Below are 12,995 nucleotides of genomic sequence, written 5' to 3'. Positions count from 1 at the left end.
CAACACACAAGGAGGTGTGATGAGCATTCGTGATTGGCCCGCGGCAGAGCGCCCGCGGGAAAAGCTCCTGGCGCAGGGCGCTGGCACCCTGACCGATGCGGAACTACTGGCGATTTTCTTGCGTACAGGCGTGGCCGGGCAGAGTGCGGTGGATCTGGCGCGTCATCTGCTAGGCGACTTCGGCAGTTTGCGGGCCCTGCTGCAGGCTGATTTACCGTCGTTCAGCCAGCGCCTGGGCCTAGGGCCGGCCAAGTTTGCCCAGTTGCAGGCCGTGCTGGAGATGGCTCGCCGACATCTGGCCGAGCAATTGCGCCGCGACTCGGCGCTGGAAAGTCCGCAGGCCGTGCGTGATTACCTGAAAGCGCTGCTACGGCATGAGCCGCACGAGGTGTTTGGCTGTTTGTTTTTGGATGCGAAGCACCGCGTGTTGGCCTTTGAGGCGCTGTTTCATGGCTCCATCGACAGCGCCAGCGTTTATCCCCGGCAGGTGGTCAAGCGAGCGCTTGCACATAACGCGGCGGCGCTGATTTTGACCCATAACCATCCGTCCGGCGTTGCCGAACCCAGTCAGGCGGATCGGGTGCTGACCCGTCGCCTGAAAGAGGCGCTGGAGCTGGTGGATGTGCGCGTACTCGACCACTTTATCGTCGGTGAAGGTGAGCCGCTGTCGATGGCCGAGTACGGCTGGCTTTAGGGCTTCAGGCGCACCTTGGAGAAATCCTGGCGCCCGAATGGACTGACGTGATAGCCATCGACCTGCTTGCGCGTCAGCGCGTAGGCGGTCGGGTGGGCCAGTGGTAGCCACAGCGCCTGTTGCTGGATGATCTGCTGCGCTTCTTTATATATCCGGCTGCGCTGCGCCTGGTCGCTGGTGCTTTTGCCATCGGCGATCAGCTTGTCCAGTTGCGGGTCGCAATAACGGGCGAAGTTCAGCCCGGATTCGAGTGAAGCGCAGGCAAATTGCGGGGTGAGGAAGTTGTCCGGATCGCCGTTGTCGCCGGCCCAGCCCATAAATAGCAGATCATGCTCGCCGGCTTTGGCGCGGCGAATCAGTTCGCCCCATTCGATCACGCGAATTTCCGCCTTGATGCCGACTTTGCCCAAGTCCGCTTGCAGCAACTGTGCACCCAGGCTTGGGTTTGGGTTGAGCACGCTGCCGGTGGGGCGGGTCCAGATGGTGGTGCTGAAGCCATCGGCCAGGCCGGCGGATTTGAGCAGTTCGCGGGCTTTCTCAGGGTTGTACGGGTAGCCGGGCAGTTCGCTGGCGTAACTCCAGGTGTTGGGCGGGTAGGGGCCATTAGCGGCTTCAGCACTGTTCTCGAACACCGCCTTGAGGTAGCTGGCCTTGTCGAAAGCCAGGTTGATCGCCTGGCGCACGGCGGACTGGTCCAGTGGTGGGTGCTGGCTGTTAATGCCGACGAAGGCGGTCATAAAGGCGGCGGTATGCGCGCTCTGTAGATTGCTATCACCACTGATGGACTGCACATCCTGCGGTTTCGGCGACAGGGCGATATGGCACTCGCCGCGGCGCAGCTTCTGCAGGCGCACGTTGGCGTCGGGGGTGATGGCGAACACCAGATTGTCCACCGCAGGTTTGCCAGCGAAGTAGCTCGGGTTGGCGCTGTAACGAACGCTGGCATCCTTCTGGAAGCGGTTGAAGACAAACGGTCCAGTGCCGATTGGCTGGCTGTTGAGCGTTTCCGGCGTGCCGGCTGCCAGCAATTGCGCGGCGTACTCGGCGGAATAAATTGAGGCGAAGCCCATGCTTAGTGTGGCGAGAAAGGTCGCATCCGGGCGGGTAAGGGTGAAGCGCAGGCTCTGCTCGCCGGTCTTGTCGATGCTCTTAATCAGGCTCGGCAGCTGCATCGATTGCGCATGCGGGTAACCACTGGGCGCCACCTTGTGCCATGGATGTGCCGGGTCGAGCATGCGCTGAAAACTGAACAGCACATCATCGGCATTCAGCAGGCGGCTGGGAGTGAAATACTCGGTTTGGTGGAACTGCACGTCCGGCCGCAGGGTGAAGCTGTAGCTCAGGCCATCCGGGCTGACCTCCCAGGCCTGGGCTAGGCTCGGCTGCAGGGTGCCGCTGGTTGCGTCGAAATCCACCAGGCGGTTCATCAGCACGTCGGCCGAGGCATTGGTGGTGGTCAGCGAGTTGTACTGCACCACGTCGAAGCCGTCGGGGCTGGCTTCAGTGCAGACGCTGAGCGTGCTGGCCTGAACCAGGGCGGGCGCAAGAAGCGGGGCGAGCAGCAGCGGTAGGGTGGCGAGACGCATGGCAAACTCCTGACAGGGTGGCGCGTGGGCGAGGGTCTTACCCTAGGCCATTATTTGGCGGCGGATCAATCAGTCTTGGCGACGAGCGGTCGATCTGCGCTATTGCCGTTGCCGGCTGGCCTCGGCACAGGAATAGCGGGTTGCTCTTTGCCGGGTAAAGTACGTTTAACCTTGTTGCACTGGGGGCTTTCTGGTATAAAGCAGCGCTCTTTTGTAGGGGCCCGGTTCTTGCGCTTTCAGGTACGGCCGGTAAGACCCTCGAGATACGCGGCGTTAAGCGCCAAGATTGAATATTAGCGGCCAACCCATGCCGGGTTGGGCATGTGGTTTTAGAGGGCTGAGGCATGTCGAGAGTCTGTCAAGTTACCGGTAAGGGTCCGGTAACCGGGAATAACATTTCCCACGCAAACAACAAAACCCGTCGTCGTTTCCTGCCGAACCTGCAGCATCACCGCTTCTGGGTCGAGTCTGAGAACCGTTTCGTGCGTCTGCGCGTTTCTGCCAAAGGCATGCGTTGCATCGACAAGCGTGGTATTGACGTCGTTCTGTCCGAGCTGCGCGCTCGCGGCGAAAAGGTTTAAGGAGAAAGTCATGCGTGAATTGATCCGTTTGATCTCGAGTGCCGGTACTGGTCACTTCTACACTACCGACAAAAACAAGCGCACCACTCCGGACAAAATCGAAATCAAAAAATTCGATCCGGTTGTTCGCAAGCACGTGATCTACAAGGAAGGCAAGATCAAGTAATTGATCTGGCTCCTTGCCGAAAAAGCCCGCTTTTACAGCGGGCTTTTTCTTGTCTGCGATTTGGCTTGGTAAACCCTGGGCGATAAAAAATGGCCGTGAGCCATTTTTAACGTTGCGTAGCAACGGCTCGCAGGGTGGCCGCCTGGATTGGCAGGCGATAAAAAGCCCGCACAAGGCGGGCGAAGGGGTGACGCATGAATAGCTATCAGTTGCTGGCTTGCTCGAAGATCACATAGACCTTGCGGCACGGCTCCAGCACTTCCCAGGTGCCGGAGAAGCCGGCCGGGATCACGAAACGGTCGCCCGCGCGCAGAGTCTTGGCATTGCCGTCCTTGTCGCGCAGTACCGAGACGCCTTGCAGAATCTCGCAGTACTCGTGTTCGGTGTAGTTGATGGTCCAGTGGCCGACGCCGCCTTCCCAGATCCCCGTATTGAATTGACCGCACGGGCTGCCGTAATGGTTGCGCACACTTTGCTCGGGGTCGCCCTTGAGGACTTTCTCTGCAGCCGGACGGTAATGTTCGGGTGTGGTAGTGGCGGTGGCGAAGTCGACGATCTTTTCGATATTCATAAGCATGTCCGGTAGGGATTGAGCGCCTGTTATGGCCAGGCTTGTTGTCGGTCGGGGTGGCGATTTCGGCAGTCTATGTTTAATAAAGCACACATAACAAGGCGGCTTTGCCAGTTTTTGTAAAAAATATTGGAAGTGTGCAGGCCTCTGGTTTAGTGTTGCCGGCAGGATTGGGTCGTAAGAATCTGTTCACGATTTAGCGAGCTAGGGGCATGCAAGGCAAAAACAGGCGAGGAAGCGGAGTGTACGAGTTGTACATGAGCATCCGAGCCTGCTTTTAACGCAGCAGGGCCGACGCGCAGCAGGTCGTGAGCAGGTTCTGCAACCCATGCAGAATAATTGACAGCGCGTGCGGCCGACCTGCGGCGCTTTACTAGCGATAGAGGATGTTCGAATGACTAGCCTGACTCGTGCCGACTGGGAGCAGCGCGCCAACAACCTGAAGATCGAAGGCCGTGCCTTTGTTCATGGCGAGTACCGCGCCGCTGTCTCCGGGGCCACTTTCGAGTGCATCAGCCCGGTTGACGGTCGCTTGCTCGGCCTGGTGGCCAGCTGTGATCTGGCCGATGCCGAGCTGGCCGTAGCCGATGCTCGCGCCACCTTCGAATCCGGCGTCTGGTCGCGCATGGCCCCGGCGCAGCGCAAGCGCGTGATGATCCGCTTTGCTGATCTGATGGATCAGCACGCTGAAGAGCTGGCCCTGCTGGAAACCCTCGACATGGGCAAACCAATCAGCGACGCCCTGGGTGTCGATGTGCCGGGTGCCTCGCGGGCGATTCGCTGGAGCGGCGAAGCGGTCGACAAAATCTATGACGAAGTAGCCGCCACCCCGCACGATGAGCTGGGCCTGGTGACCCGTGAGCCGGTTGGCGTGGTTGCCGCCATCGTGCCGTGGAACTTCCCGATGATCATGACCTGCTGGAAGCTCGGGCCGGCGTTGTCCACGGGTAACTCAGTGATCGTCAAACCGTCCGAGAAGTCGCCGCTGACTGCGTTGCGTCTGGCGCAGCTAGCACTTGAGGCGGGCATTCCGGCTGGCGTGCTCAACGTGCTGCCAGGTTACGGCCACACCGTCGGCAAGGCGCTGGCGCTGCATATGGATGTCGACACCCTGGTGTTTACTGGTTCGACCAAGATCGCCAAGCAGCTGATGATCTACGCTGGCGAATCCAACATGAAGCGCGTCTGGCTGGAAGCGGGCGGCAAGAGCGCGAATATCGTCTTCGCCGATGCGCCGGACCTCAAGGCTGCGGCCGAGGCTGCTGCTGCCGCGATCTGTTTCAACCAGGGCGAGATGTGCACCGCGGGTTCGCGTCTGCTGGTGGAGCGTTCGATCAAGGACACATTTATGCCCATGGTCCTGGAAGCCATGCAGGACTGGAAAGCCGGCCACTCCCTTGACCCGGATACCAAGGTCGGTGCACTGGTCGATGCCGGTCACCTGAATGCCGTGCTCGGCTACATCGACGCCGGCCATAAGGATCAGGCCAAGCTGCTTTGCGGCGGCAAGCGTACCCTGGAGGAGACGGGCGGCCAGTATGTTGAGCCGACCATCTTCGATGACGCGCACAACGCCATGCGCATCGCTCAGGAAGAGATCTTTGGCCCAGTGTTGACCGTCATTCCGTTCGATAGCACCGAGGAGGCCATTCAGATTGCCAACGACAGCATCTACGGTCTGGCGGCTGCCATCTGGACCAGTAACTTGTCCAAGGCGCACCTGGCTGCCAAAGCCCTGCGCGTCGGCAGCATGTGGGTCAACCAATACGACGGCGGCGATATGACGGCGCCGTTTGGTGGCTTCAAGCAGTCCGGCAACGGCCGCGACAAGTCGCTGCATGCCTTCGACAAGTACACCGAGATTAAGGCGACCTGGATCAAGCTGTAACGCTGTCGGGGCGACCTCCGGGCCGTCGGCCATGCTGCGTTGCGTCCTCGCTTTTAAGCTCACGTACTGCAGTACGCTGCGCTTAAAAGCTCCGGGGCGCCTGATTCGCTAGCGCTCACCCTGCGGGCCAGCCTTTGGCTGTTACTCCGGTTGGTCGTTGGTCCTGGCCTTAGTCCCGTAGCTCTCGATTGATGGCACCGCTAGGCCAAACCTGCGGCCGGGTTCCTATGGAGCCCGGCCGTTTTGCATCTGTGCAGCGGGTGCCGCGCGGGCCAGGGAATGGAGTGAGAACATTGAACTGGATGACCTATTTCGCCGTCAGTGCGGCGGTGGTAATCGTGGGGTTGGCGCTGGGTGTGACGCTGCCACTGGTATCGTTTCGTCTTGAATCATGGGGCTATGGCCCCTTTGCCATTGGCGTGATGGCCTGTATGCCGGCTATCGGCGTGCTGCTTGGCGCTCGCCTTACCGGGCATCTAGCGGGTTGGTTCGGCACACCGCAGACCTTGCGCTTGTGTCTGCTGGCCAGCGCGGCGTCGGTTGCGCTGCTCAGCGTGATGCCGAGCTACCCGCTGTGGCTGCTGCTGCGCCTGCTGATTGGTATCTCATTGACCGTGGTGTTTGTGCTTGGCGAGAGCTGGATCAATCAGCTGGTCGAGGACCGTCTGCGTGGTCGTCTGGTGGCGCTGTATGGCACCGGCTTTGCGCTTAGTCAGTTGTGTGGGCCGCTGCTGCTGACCCTGCTGGGTACGGAAAGTGACCGCGGTTTCTGGTTCTCTGCCGCGCTGTTGGTGGGCGGTAGCCTGCTGTTGTTGGGTCGCGATGGCGCGCCCAAGGTCAATGCGCAGAGTGCGTCCGGGCGCGGCATTCTGGCGTTCTGCCGCACTTCGCCGGCAATTGCTTGGGCCGTGGTGTTGTTTGCCGCCTTCGAGGCGATGGTGCTGACCCTACTGCCGGTGTATTTGCTGCGCGAAGGTTTCGCTCAGCAAATGGCGTTGATCATGGTCAGTGCGGTGGTGGTTGGCGATGCGGCGCTGCAGTTGCCGATTGGCTGGATGGCCGACCGCGTACCACGGCAAACGCTGTTTCGCTGCTGCGGGGTGGTGCTGCTGCTGTCGAGCCTGAGCATTCCGTCATTGCTGCACACGCCGCTGATCTGGGCTGTGCTGGTGCTGTTCGGTGCCAGCGCGGGCGGTTTGTACACCCTGTCGTTGATTCTGGTCGGCCAGCGTTACCGCGACGATGCGCTGGTGCGCGCCAACTCGCATATCGCCTTGCTCTGGGGTGCCGGTTGCCTGCTCGGGCCGCTGTCGACCGGCGCCGCCAGTCAGTGGGTCAGCGGTCACGCGCTGCCCATCCTGATGGCGATTGGCGCCGCGGTGTTTGTCTGGCTGGCGTTTCAGCGCGGTGCATTCAGCGAGGTAGCGGTCGTTAAGGCATAAGCGCACGCTCTTCGCCGTTGTGCACAAGTTGCTGCTCGGCCAGCAGTGCAGCCACGCATTCGCCGACCTGGCGAATCGCCTGTTCAAGCTCTGGCGTGGGCTTGCCTGCGTAGTTAATGCGCAGGCAATTGCGGTATTTGCCAGCGGCGGAAAAGATGCTGCCGGGCGCGATCTGGATGGCGTGTGGCAGCAGTTCGCGGTTCAGGCGCTGGCTGTCGAAGCCGGTCGGTAGTTCAAGCCACAGCATAAAACTGCCCTGCGGCCGGCTGACCCGCGTGCCGGCAGGGAAGTAGCGGCTGATCCAGTCGATCATCAGGTCGCGCCCGCGTTGATATTGCGCGCGCATGCGCCGCAGATGCGGCTCGTAGTGGCCGGCTTCCAAGTATTCGGTGATGGCCAGCTGTGGCAGCTGGGCGGTGCTGCCGGTGCCCATGTATTTCATATGCAGCACGCGATCGAGGTAGCGGCCTGGAGCGATCCAGCCGATGCGCAGGCCGGGCGCCAGGGTTTTGGAAAACGAACTGCAGAGCAGCACACGGCCATCTTCGTCATAGGATTTGATGCTGCGTGGGCGTGGGTAGCTGTAGGCCAGGTCGCCGTAAACGTCATCTTCGATGATCGCCACGTCATAGCGCTGCGCCAGGGCCAGCAGGGCGCGCTTGTTGGCCTCGGGCATGATGTAGCCCTGTGGGTTGTTGCAGGTTGGGGTCAGCTGGATGGCCTTGATCGGCCATTGCTCCAGGGCCAGTTCGAGGGCTTCCAGGCTGATGCCGCTGATCGGGTCGGTGGGCAGCTCCAGGGCTTTCATGCCGAAGCCCTTTAGCGCCTGCATCACGCCGTGAAAGCTCGGTGAGTCGACCGCAACGATATCGCCCGGCTCGCACACCGCACGAATCGCCGCCGACAGCGCCTCGTGGCAGCCGGTGGTGACGACGATCTCTTCGGGTGACAGGCTGCAGCCGGAGTCGAGCATCAATCGCGAGATCTGCTCACGCATGCCCAGGTGCCCGTAAATGCAGCCGTAGGTCAGGCTAGTCGCGTCCTGGCGGCGGCTCAGGCGTGACAGCGAGCGTAGCAGCGGTTTGAGCGTCGGGCTGTCGATATCCGGTCGGCCACGACCGAGTTGCAGCAGGCCTTCTTGTCCTGGCGAGCGACTGATCAGCTCCAGCACCTGATCCCATTGCGAGACGTCCACCGGGCGTTGGGCCATGCGGCTGACCATGGGCAGCGCAGGCTGGTGGCGCGCCTGAGGTACAAAGTAGCCGGACTTCGGCTTGGGCGTGGCCAGGCCCTGATCTTCCAGGTGGCGATAGGCTTGCTGCACTGTGCTCAGGCTGACGCCATGTTCCAGGCTTAGGGCGCGCACGGAGGGCAGGCGATCACCGGGGCGATACAGGCCCTGCTCAATCCGCGCGCCGAGCAATTCGGCCAGGTTGACGTAAAGCGTCATCAGTTGCCTCGCAATTTCTCTGTGTTTTGTACCAAGCCAGTACAGATAAGCAGTAAATCGACCATTCAGAGCTTGTTCTTTGAATTCTGTATGGATTTAAAAGTGAATTTTTGCATCTGTCATGCTTTTTCCGCGTACCTCATCATGATCTCCCATCAGGCTTACGGGCAGGAGCAGGCGATGAACGGACTAAGTGATGTCAGGTTAACCATGAAATCAGGCGAGTTGCAGGAGTCCGTTGGCGGGCATCTGTATGCTCAGACGGGTGCGGCTAAGCCGGCTGTACGACGCTGGAACGCATTCTGGCTGCGCCTGAGCACTCGCCGGGCATTGCTGACGCTGACCGATGAGCAACTCAAGGATGTTGGCCTGAGCCGAGAGCAGGCCCGGCGCGAGGCGTTTTTGCCGTTCTGGAAGCTGTGAGGGGAGTGCGCAGCAGGCCTTTGCGGCCTGCTGCGTAGGGCGATCAGACCAGCTCTTTCATCCGATGCCAGAGCATACCCAGCGCAAGCAGGGGCGAACGCAGGTGTTTGCCGCCGGGGAAGGTCATGTGCGGCACCTTGGCGAACAGGTCGAAACCGCTGCTGGCCCGGCCAGCGATGGCCTCGCTAAGCAGCTTGCCAGCCAGGTGTGTGGCATTCACCCCGTGGCCTGAGTACGCCTGGGCGTAATACACATTGGGTTGTTCTTTGAGGCGGCCGATCTGCGGCAAGCGGTTGGCACCGATGCCAATCATGCCGCCCCATTGGTAGTCGATCTTTACGTCGCTTAGGTGCGGAAAGACTTCCAGCATTTTCGGCCGCATATAACCGGCGATGTCTGCCGGATCGCGCCCGGAATAGTGGCAGGCACCGCCGAACAACAGGCGGCGGTCCGCAGAAAGGCGGTAGTAATCCAGAGCCACGCGTTGGTCACACAGAGCCATGTTCTGCGGAATGATCGCCCGCGCTTCGGCTTCGGACAGTGGTTCGGTGGCGATCACATAGCTGCCAGCGGGCAGCACCTTGCCGCCTAGGCTGTTGTTCAAGCCATTCAGGTAGGCGTTGCAGCCGAGCACCAGATTGGTTGCGCGCACCACGCCCTGGGCGGTATGCACCTTGATCTCACTGCCATAGTCGATGCGCGTTACCGTCGAATTCTCGAACAGCTGCACACCCAGGCTCTGCGCCGCTGCGGCTTCGCCGAGGGCCAGATTGAGCGGGTGCAGGTGGCCGGAGCCCATATCGATCATGCCGCCCACATAACGGCTGGAACCGACCACTTCATGCATCTGTTCCGGCTGCAGCAGGCGCATTTCATGGCGATAGCCCAGTTGCTTGAGTTCGGCCATGTCTTCGGCGAAGTCGGCGAGGTGGCTGGGTTTGTTGGCCAGGTCGCAGTAGCCCCAGGTCAGGTCGCAGTCGATATTGAACTGTTCGATACGCTGGCGAACGATTTCCACCGCTTCCAGGCCCATCAGTTTCAGTTCGCGCACGCCTTGCGCGCCAATCACCGATTCAAATTGCTCCACGCCATGGCCGACGCCGCGAATCAGCTGGCCGCCGTTGCGCCCGCTAGCGCCCCAGCCGATCTTATGCGCTTCCAACAGCGCCACCGAAAGGCCTTTCTGCGCGAGCTCGATAGCCGTATTGAGGCCGGAGAACCCACCGCCGACGATGCACACATCCACGCGCAGCTCACCACCTAGGACGGGGTAGTCAAGCTGACGATTGGCGCTGGCGGCGTAATAGGAGCTGGCGTGCTGGCTGTTGTGAACCGGCTGGTGAACGCGGGCGTTCATGTGTGGAATCCTGATTATTGTGTTTGGAAAATTTTACGAAGCATAAGCGTGGGATTTGCCAAACGCCAAGAGGCAATCGCGAAATAAGTGGATTTTCGTCGGCTTGGCTGTGCAACTGCCGCGATTTAGTGGGTTGCGCGGTTACTATGGCGGCCTGTGTTTCAGGACCATGCCCATGAGCTGTACCAGCCGCAAGATCGACCAGCTGCGTTTGCAGATTCCCAGTTTTGCCTGCGTGCCGGGCTGCCACGATTGCTGTGGCCCGGTCACGGCTTCATCCGAGGAGATGTCGCGGCTGCCGGTGAAAAGCGATGCCGAGCATGACACCGCACTGGCCGAGTACAACTGCGTGCACCTGGGCCCACAAGGTTGCCAGGTGTATGACCAGCGCCCGTTGATCTGCCGGCTGTTCGGCACCACGCCCAGCTTGCCTTGCCCGCGTGGTCAGGGGCCGGAGCAGATGATTGAGCCAGCGGTAGCGAAGCAGGTGCACAACCTGATTGCGACCACCCGCCAAGTGCTGGTGTGAGCTACTCGGCAATCGGCAGGCTCAGGCTTTCTTTCACCTCTTCCATCACGATATAGCTCTTCGACTCGCGCACGTGCGGCAGCTTGAGCAGGATGTCGCCGAGCAGCTTGCGGTAGCTGGCCATTTCATTGATCCGCGCCTTCACCAGGTAGTCGAAGTCGCCGGACACCAGGTGGCATTCCAGCACGTGCGGCAGTTTGAGCACCGCGCGGCGGAACTCCTCGAACGTGTCGCCGGACTTGTAGTCCAGGCTGATCTCGACGAATACCAACAGGCTGGCCTTGAGCTGTTGCGGGTTGAGGCGGGCGTGATAGCCCATGATGATCCCTTCGCGCTCCAGGCGGCGCACGCGCTCGGTGCAGGGCGTGGTCGACAGGCCGACCCGCTCGCCCAGCTCGGTAAAGCTGATGCGCCCATCTTCCTGCAGGATGCGCAGGATATTGCGGTCGATCTTGTCCAGTTCGCGGCGGCTTTGATGCTGGGTGCGCATGGTGGATACCCCTCTACAGAAGGCGATATTGCCAAGAATTGTCGCCAAATATAGCTATTTATATAGTGAAAAGCACTGCTGATCTCTTCCTATACTGCGCTCAATTGTGATCTCAGGAATTATCCGTCGCGCGTTGTCGCGGCGAGGAGAGCGGCATGCGGGTTCTGGTTCTCGGTAGCGGTGTGATTGGTACAGCCAGCGCGTATTACCTGGCGCGTCAGGGTTTCGAAGTGGTGGTGGTCGACCGGCAGAATGCCCCGGCCATGGAAACCAGCTTCGCCAACGCCGGCCAGGTGTCTCCGGGCTATGCCTCGCCCTGGGCCGCGCCGGGCGTGCCGCTGAAAGCCATCAAGTGGTTGCTGCAAAAGCACGCGCCGCTGGCGATCAAGGCCACCGCCGATATCGATCAGTACCTGTGGATGGCGCAGATGCTGCGCAACTGCACCGCCAGCCGCTACGCGGTGAACAAGGAGCGCATGGTGCGTCTGTCCGAGTACAGCCGCGACTGTCTCGACGAACTGCGTGCGGAAACCGGCATCGCCTATGAAGGCCGCAGCCTGGGCACCACCCAGCTGTTCCGCACCCAGGCGCAACTGGATAACGCGGCCAAGGACATCGCCGTACTGAAACAGTCCGGCGTGCCTTACGAGCTGCTCGACCGCGCTGGTATCGCCCGCGTTGAGCCGGCCCTGGCGGCGGTCACCGACAAGCTGGCCGGCGCGCTGCGTCTTCCGAATGACCAGACCGGCGATTGCCAGCTATTCACCATTAAGTTGGCAGAGATGGGCAAGGCGCTGGGTGTGGAATTCCGCTTCGGCCAGAACATCCAGCGCATCGACGCCGTGGGTGACCGGGTCAATGGCGTGTGGATCGACGGCAAGCTGGAAACTGCCGACCGCTACGTGCTGGCCCTCGGCAGCTTTAGCCCGCAACTGCTCAAACCGCTGGGCATCAAGGCGCCGGTGTATCCGCTCAAGGGCTACTCGCTGACTGTGCCGATCACCAATGCAGCGATGGCACCAACCTCGACCATCCTCGATGAAACCTACAAGGTGGCGATTACCCGTTTCGACAACCGCATCCGCGTTGGCGGCATGGCCGAGATTGCCGGCTTCGATCTGAGCCTCAACCCGCGTCGCCGTGCCACCCTGGAAATGATCACTGCCGATCTCTACCCGCAAGGCGGCGATCTGAGCCAGGCCGAGTTCTGGACCGGCCTGCGCCCGGCCACCCCGGACGGCACGCCGATTGTCGGTGCCACAGGCTTGCGTAATTTGTTCCTCAACACCGGTCACGGCACACTGGGCTGGACCATGGCCTGCGGCTCTGGTCGCCTGCTCGCCGATCTGATGGCGAAAAAGCGCCCGCAGATCAGCGCCGAAGGTCTGGATATTTCCCGTTACAGCCGTTCCCAGGAGACTCATAAGCATGTCAGTACAGCGCCTGCACACTGAAAGTCGTTACAGCGAAATCGTTGTCCATAACGGCACGGTCTACCTGGCCGGGCAACTGGCGGACAACTACAGCGGCGACATCGTGCAGCAAACCCGTGAAACCCTGGCCAACACCGACCGCATGCTGGCCGAGGCCGGCAGCGACAAGTCGAAAATTCTTTCCGTGACCATCTACCTGAAGGACATGGACCGCGACTACGCCGGGCTTAATCAGGTCTGGGACGCCTGGGTCGCGCCCGGCGCTGCACCTGCGCGGGCATGCGTCGAGGCGAAGATGTACAAGCCCGAGGTGCTGGTAGAAATGATGATCGTGGCTGCGTTGTAACGCGCCTCGTCCCGTTTGCGATAAGTGTTTGCCCGGCCA

At 61.0% G+C, this 12,995-nt stretch carries 14 protein-coding genes; 9 read left to right on the top strand and 5 right to left on the bottom strand.

Annotated elements, in window-relative coordinates; all coding sequences use genetic code 11:
• Positions 1 to 19 precede the first annotated feature (19 nt).
• On the top strand, positions 20 to 694 hold the full coding sequence (gene radC / locus AACY25_RS08170) for a RadC family protein (protein WP_339523657.1): 675 nt from the start codon (positions 20 to 22) through the stop codon (positions 692 to 694).
• On the opposite strand, the gene AACY25_RS08165 is transcribed toward radC, so the two are convergent.
• Positions 691 to 2,280 (bottom strand): ABC transporter substrate-binding protein, encoded by a 1,590-nt coding sequence (locus tag AACY25_RS08165; protein ID WP_339523656.1) that lies wholly within the window; start codon positions 2,278 to 2,280, stop codon positions 691 to 693. The genes radC and AACY25_RS08165 overlap by 4 nt on opposite strands.
• 344 nt (positions 2,281 to 2,624) lie before the next feature.
• On the opposite strand from AACY25_RS08165, the gene rpmB reads away from it, so the two are divergent.
• Together rpmB and rpmG are read left to right on the top strand one after the other, a co-directional pair.
• Entirely contained in the window at positions 2,625 to 2,861 is a 237-nt protein-coding gene (gene rpmB, locus AACY25_RS08160) for a 50S ribosomal protein L28 (RefSeq protein WP_090240685.1), read from the top strand.
• Between the two features lie 10 nt (positions 2,862 to 2,871).
• Positions 2,872 to 3,027 (top strand): 50S ribosomal protein L33, encoded by a 156-nt coding sequence (gene rpmG / locus AACY25_RS08155; protein ID WP_007894709.1) that lies wholly within the window; start codon positions 2,872 to 2,874, stop codon positions 3,025 to 3,027.
• A 205-nt stretch (positions 3,028 to 3,232) separates the two neighbouring features.
• Here rpmG and AACY25_RS08150 read toward each other — a convergent pair whose 3' ends face one another.
• Entirely contained in the window at positions 3,233 to 3,598 is a 366-nt protein-coding gene (locus tag AACY25_RS08150) for a cupin domain-containing protein (protein WP_339523654.1), read from the bottom strand.
• Positions 3,599 to 3,992: 394 nt separating this feature from the next.
• Between AACY25_RS08150 and AACY25_RS08145 the strand changes: the two genes are divergently transcribed.
• Positions 3,993 to 5,486, top strand: a complete 1,494-nt coding sequence (locus tag AACY25_RS08145; protein ID WP_339523653.1) for an aldehyde dehydrogenase — start codon at positions 3,993 to 3,995, stop codon at positions 5,484 to 5,486.
• 293 nt (positions 5,487 to 5,779) lie between these two features.
• The gene (locus AACY25_RS08140; protein WP_339523651.1) at positions 5,780 to 6,928 is read left to right on the top strand and encodes an MFS transporter; all 1,149 of its coding nucleotides are present in this window, start codon (positions 5,780 to 5,782) and stop codon (positions 6,926 to 6,928) included.
• Here AACY25_RS08140 and AACY25_RS08135 read toward each other — a convergent pair.
• Entirely contained in the window at positions 6,918 to 8,378 is a 1,461-nt protein-coding gene (locus tag AACY25_RS08135) for an aminotransferase-like domain-containing protein (RefSeq protein WP_339523650.1), read from the bottom strand. The genes AACY25_RS08140 and AACY25_RS08135 overlap by 11 nt on opposite strands.
• 180 nt (positions 8,379 to 8,558) lie before the next feature.
• Here AACY25_RS08135 and AACY25_RS08130 point away from each other — a divergent pair, with 180 nt between their 5' ends.
• Complete coding sequence (locus AACY25_RS08130; RefSeq protein ID WP_339523875.1) at positions 8,559 to 8,801, top strand: DUF1127 domain-containing protein; 243 nt, start codon at positions 8,559 to 8,561, stop codon at positions 8,799 to 8,801.
• Between the two features lie 43 nt (positions 8,802 to 8,844).
• Here AACY25_RS08130 and AACY25_RS08125 read toward each other — a convergent pair whose 3' ends face one another.
• Positions 8,845 to 10,158 (bottom strand): NAD(P)/FAD-dependent oxidoreductase, encoded by a 1,314-nt coding sequence (locus tag AACY25_RS08125; RefSeq protein ID WP_339523649.1) that lies wholly within the window; start codon positions 10,156 to 10,158, stop codon positions 8,845 to 8,847.
• Positions 10,159 to 10,333: 175 nt separating this feature from the next.
• On the opposite strand from AACY25_RS08125, the gene AACY25_RS08120 reads away from it, so the two are divergent.
• Positions 10,334 to 10,687 carry a YkgJ family cysteine cluster protein gene (locus tag AACY25_RS08120; protein ID WP_339523648.1) on the top strand — a complete coding sequence of 118 codons (354 nt, stop codon included), beginning with the start codon at positions 10,334 to 10,336 and terminating at the stop codon, positions 10,685 to 10,687.
• A 1-nt stretch (position 10,688) separates the two neighbouring features.
• Here AACY25_RS08120 and AACY25_RS08115 read toward each other — a convergent pair whose 3' ends face one another.
• The gene (locus AACY25_RS08115; RefSeq protein ID WP_090240673.1) at positions 10,689 to 11,177 is read right to left on the bottom strand and encodes an Lrp/AsnC ligand binding domain-containing protein; all 489 of its coding nucleotides are present in this window, start codon (positions 11,175 to 11,177) and stop codon (positions 10,689 to 10,691) included.
• 155 nt (positions 11,178 to 11,332) lie between these two features.
• On the opposite strand from AACY25_RS08115, the gene dadA reads away from it, so the two are divergent.
• Both dadA and AACY25_RS08105 read left to right on the top strand, forming a co-directional pair.
• Complete coding sequence (gene dadA / locus AACY25_RS08110; RefSeq protein WP_339523647.1) at positions 11,333 to 12,631, top strand: D-amino acid dehydrogenase; 1,299 nt, start codon at positions 11,333 to 11,335, stop codon at positions 12,629 to 12,631.
• Entirely contained in the window at positions 12,606 to 12,956 is a 351-nt protein-coding gene (locus tag AACY25_RS08105) for a RidA family protein (RefSeq protein WP_339523646.1), read from the top strand. The genes dadA and AACY25_RS08105 overlap by 26 nt, the downstream gene beginning before the upstream one ends.
• Positions 12,957 to 12,995 lie beyond the last annotated feature (39 nt).

Source organism: Pseudomonas sp. EA_35y_Pfl2_R111 (genome assembly GCF_963970955.1).
Lineage (GTDB): Bacteria > Pseudomonadota > Gammaproteobacteria > Pseudomonadales > Pseudomonadaceae > Aquipseudomonas.
Note: the sequence above shows the minus strand (reverse complement) of the source record. Positions and strands in the feature narration are given on the sequence as shown.

Bases quoted from the DNA above. Each gene is read 5' to 3' on its own strand.
- AACY25_RS08165 (WP_339523656.1), bottom strand. From the start codon at position 2,280: ATGCGTCTCGCCACCCTACCGCTGCTGCTCGCCCCGCTTCTTGCGCCC.
- dadA (WP_339523647.1), top strand. From the start codon at position 11,333: ATGCGGGTTCTGGTTCTCGGTAGCGGTGTGATTGGTACAGCCAGCGCG.
- AACY25_RS08120 (WP_339523648.1), top strand. From the start codon at position 10,334: ATGAGCTGTACCAGCCGCAAGATCGACCAGCTGCGTTTGCAGATTCCC.
- AACY25_RS08115 (WP_090240673.1), bottom strand. From the start codon at position 11,177: ATGCGCACCCAGCATCAAAGCCGCCGCGAACTGGACAAGATCGACCGC.
- AACY25_RS08145 (WP_339523653.1), top strand. From the start codon at position 3,993: ATGACTAGCCTGACTCGTGCCGACTGGGAGCAGCGCGCCAACAACCTG.
- rpmB (WP_090240685.1), top strand. From the start codon at position 2,625: ATGTCGAGAGTCTGTCAAGTTACCGGTAAGGGTCCGGTAACCGGGAAT.
- AACY25_RS08135 (WP_339523650.1), bottom strand. From the start codon at position 8,378: ATGACGCTTTACGTCAACCTGGCCGAATTGCTCGGCGCGCGGATTGAG.
- radC (WP_339523657.1), top strand. From the start codon at position 20: ATGAGCATTCGTGATTGGCCCGCGGCAGAGCGCCCGCGGGAAAAGCTC.
- AACY25_RS08105 (WP_339523646.1), top strand. From the start codon at position 12,606: ATGTCAGTACAGCGCCTGCACACTGAAAGTCGTTACAGCGAAATCGTT.
- AACY25_RS08150 (WP_339523654.1), bottom strand. From the start codon at position 3,598: ATGAATATCGAAAAGATCGTCGACTTCGCCACCGCCACTACCACACCC.
- rpmG (WP_007894709.1), top strand. From the start codon at position 2,872: ATGCGTGAATTGATCCGTTTGATCTCGAGTGCCGGTACTGGTCACTTC.
- AACY25_RS08125 (WP_339523649.1), bottom strand. From the start codon at position 10,158: ATGAACGCCCGCGTTCACCAGCCGGTTCACAACAGCCAGCACGCCAGC.
- AACY25_RS08130 (WP_339523875.1), top strand. From the start codon at position 8,559: ATGAACGGACTAAGTGATGTCAGGTTAACCATGAAATCAGGCGAGTTG.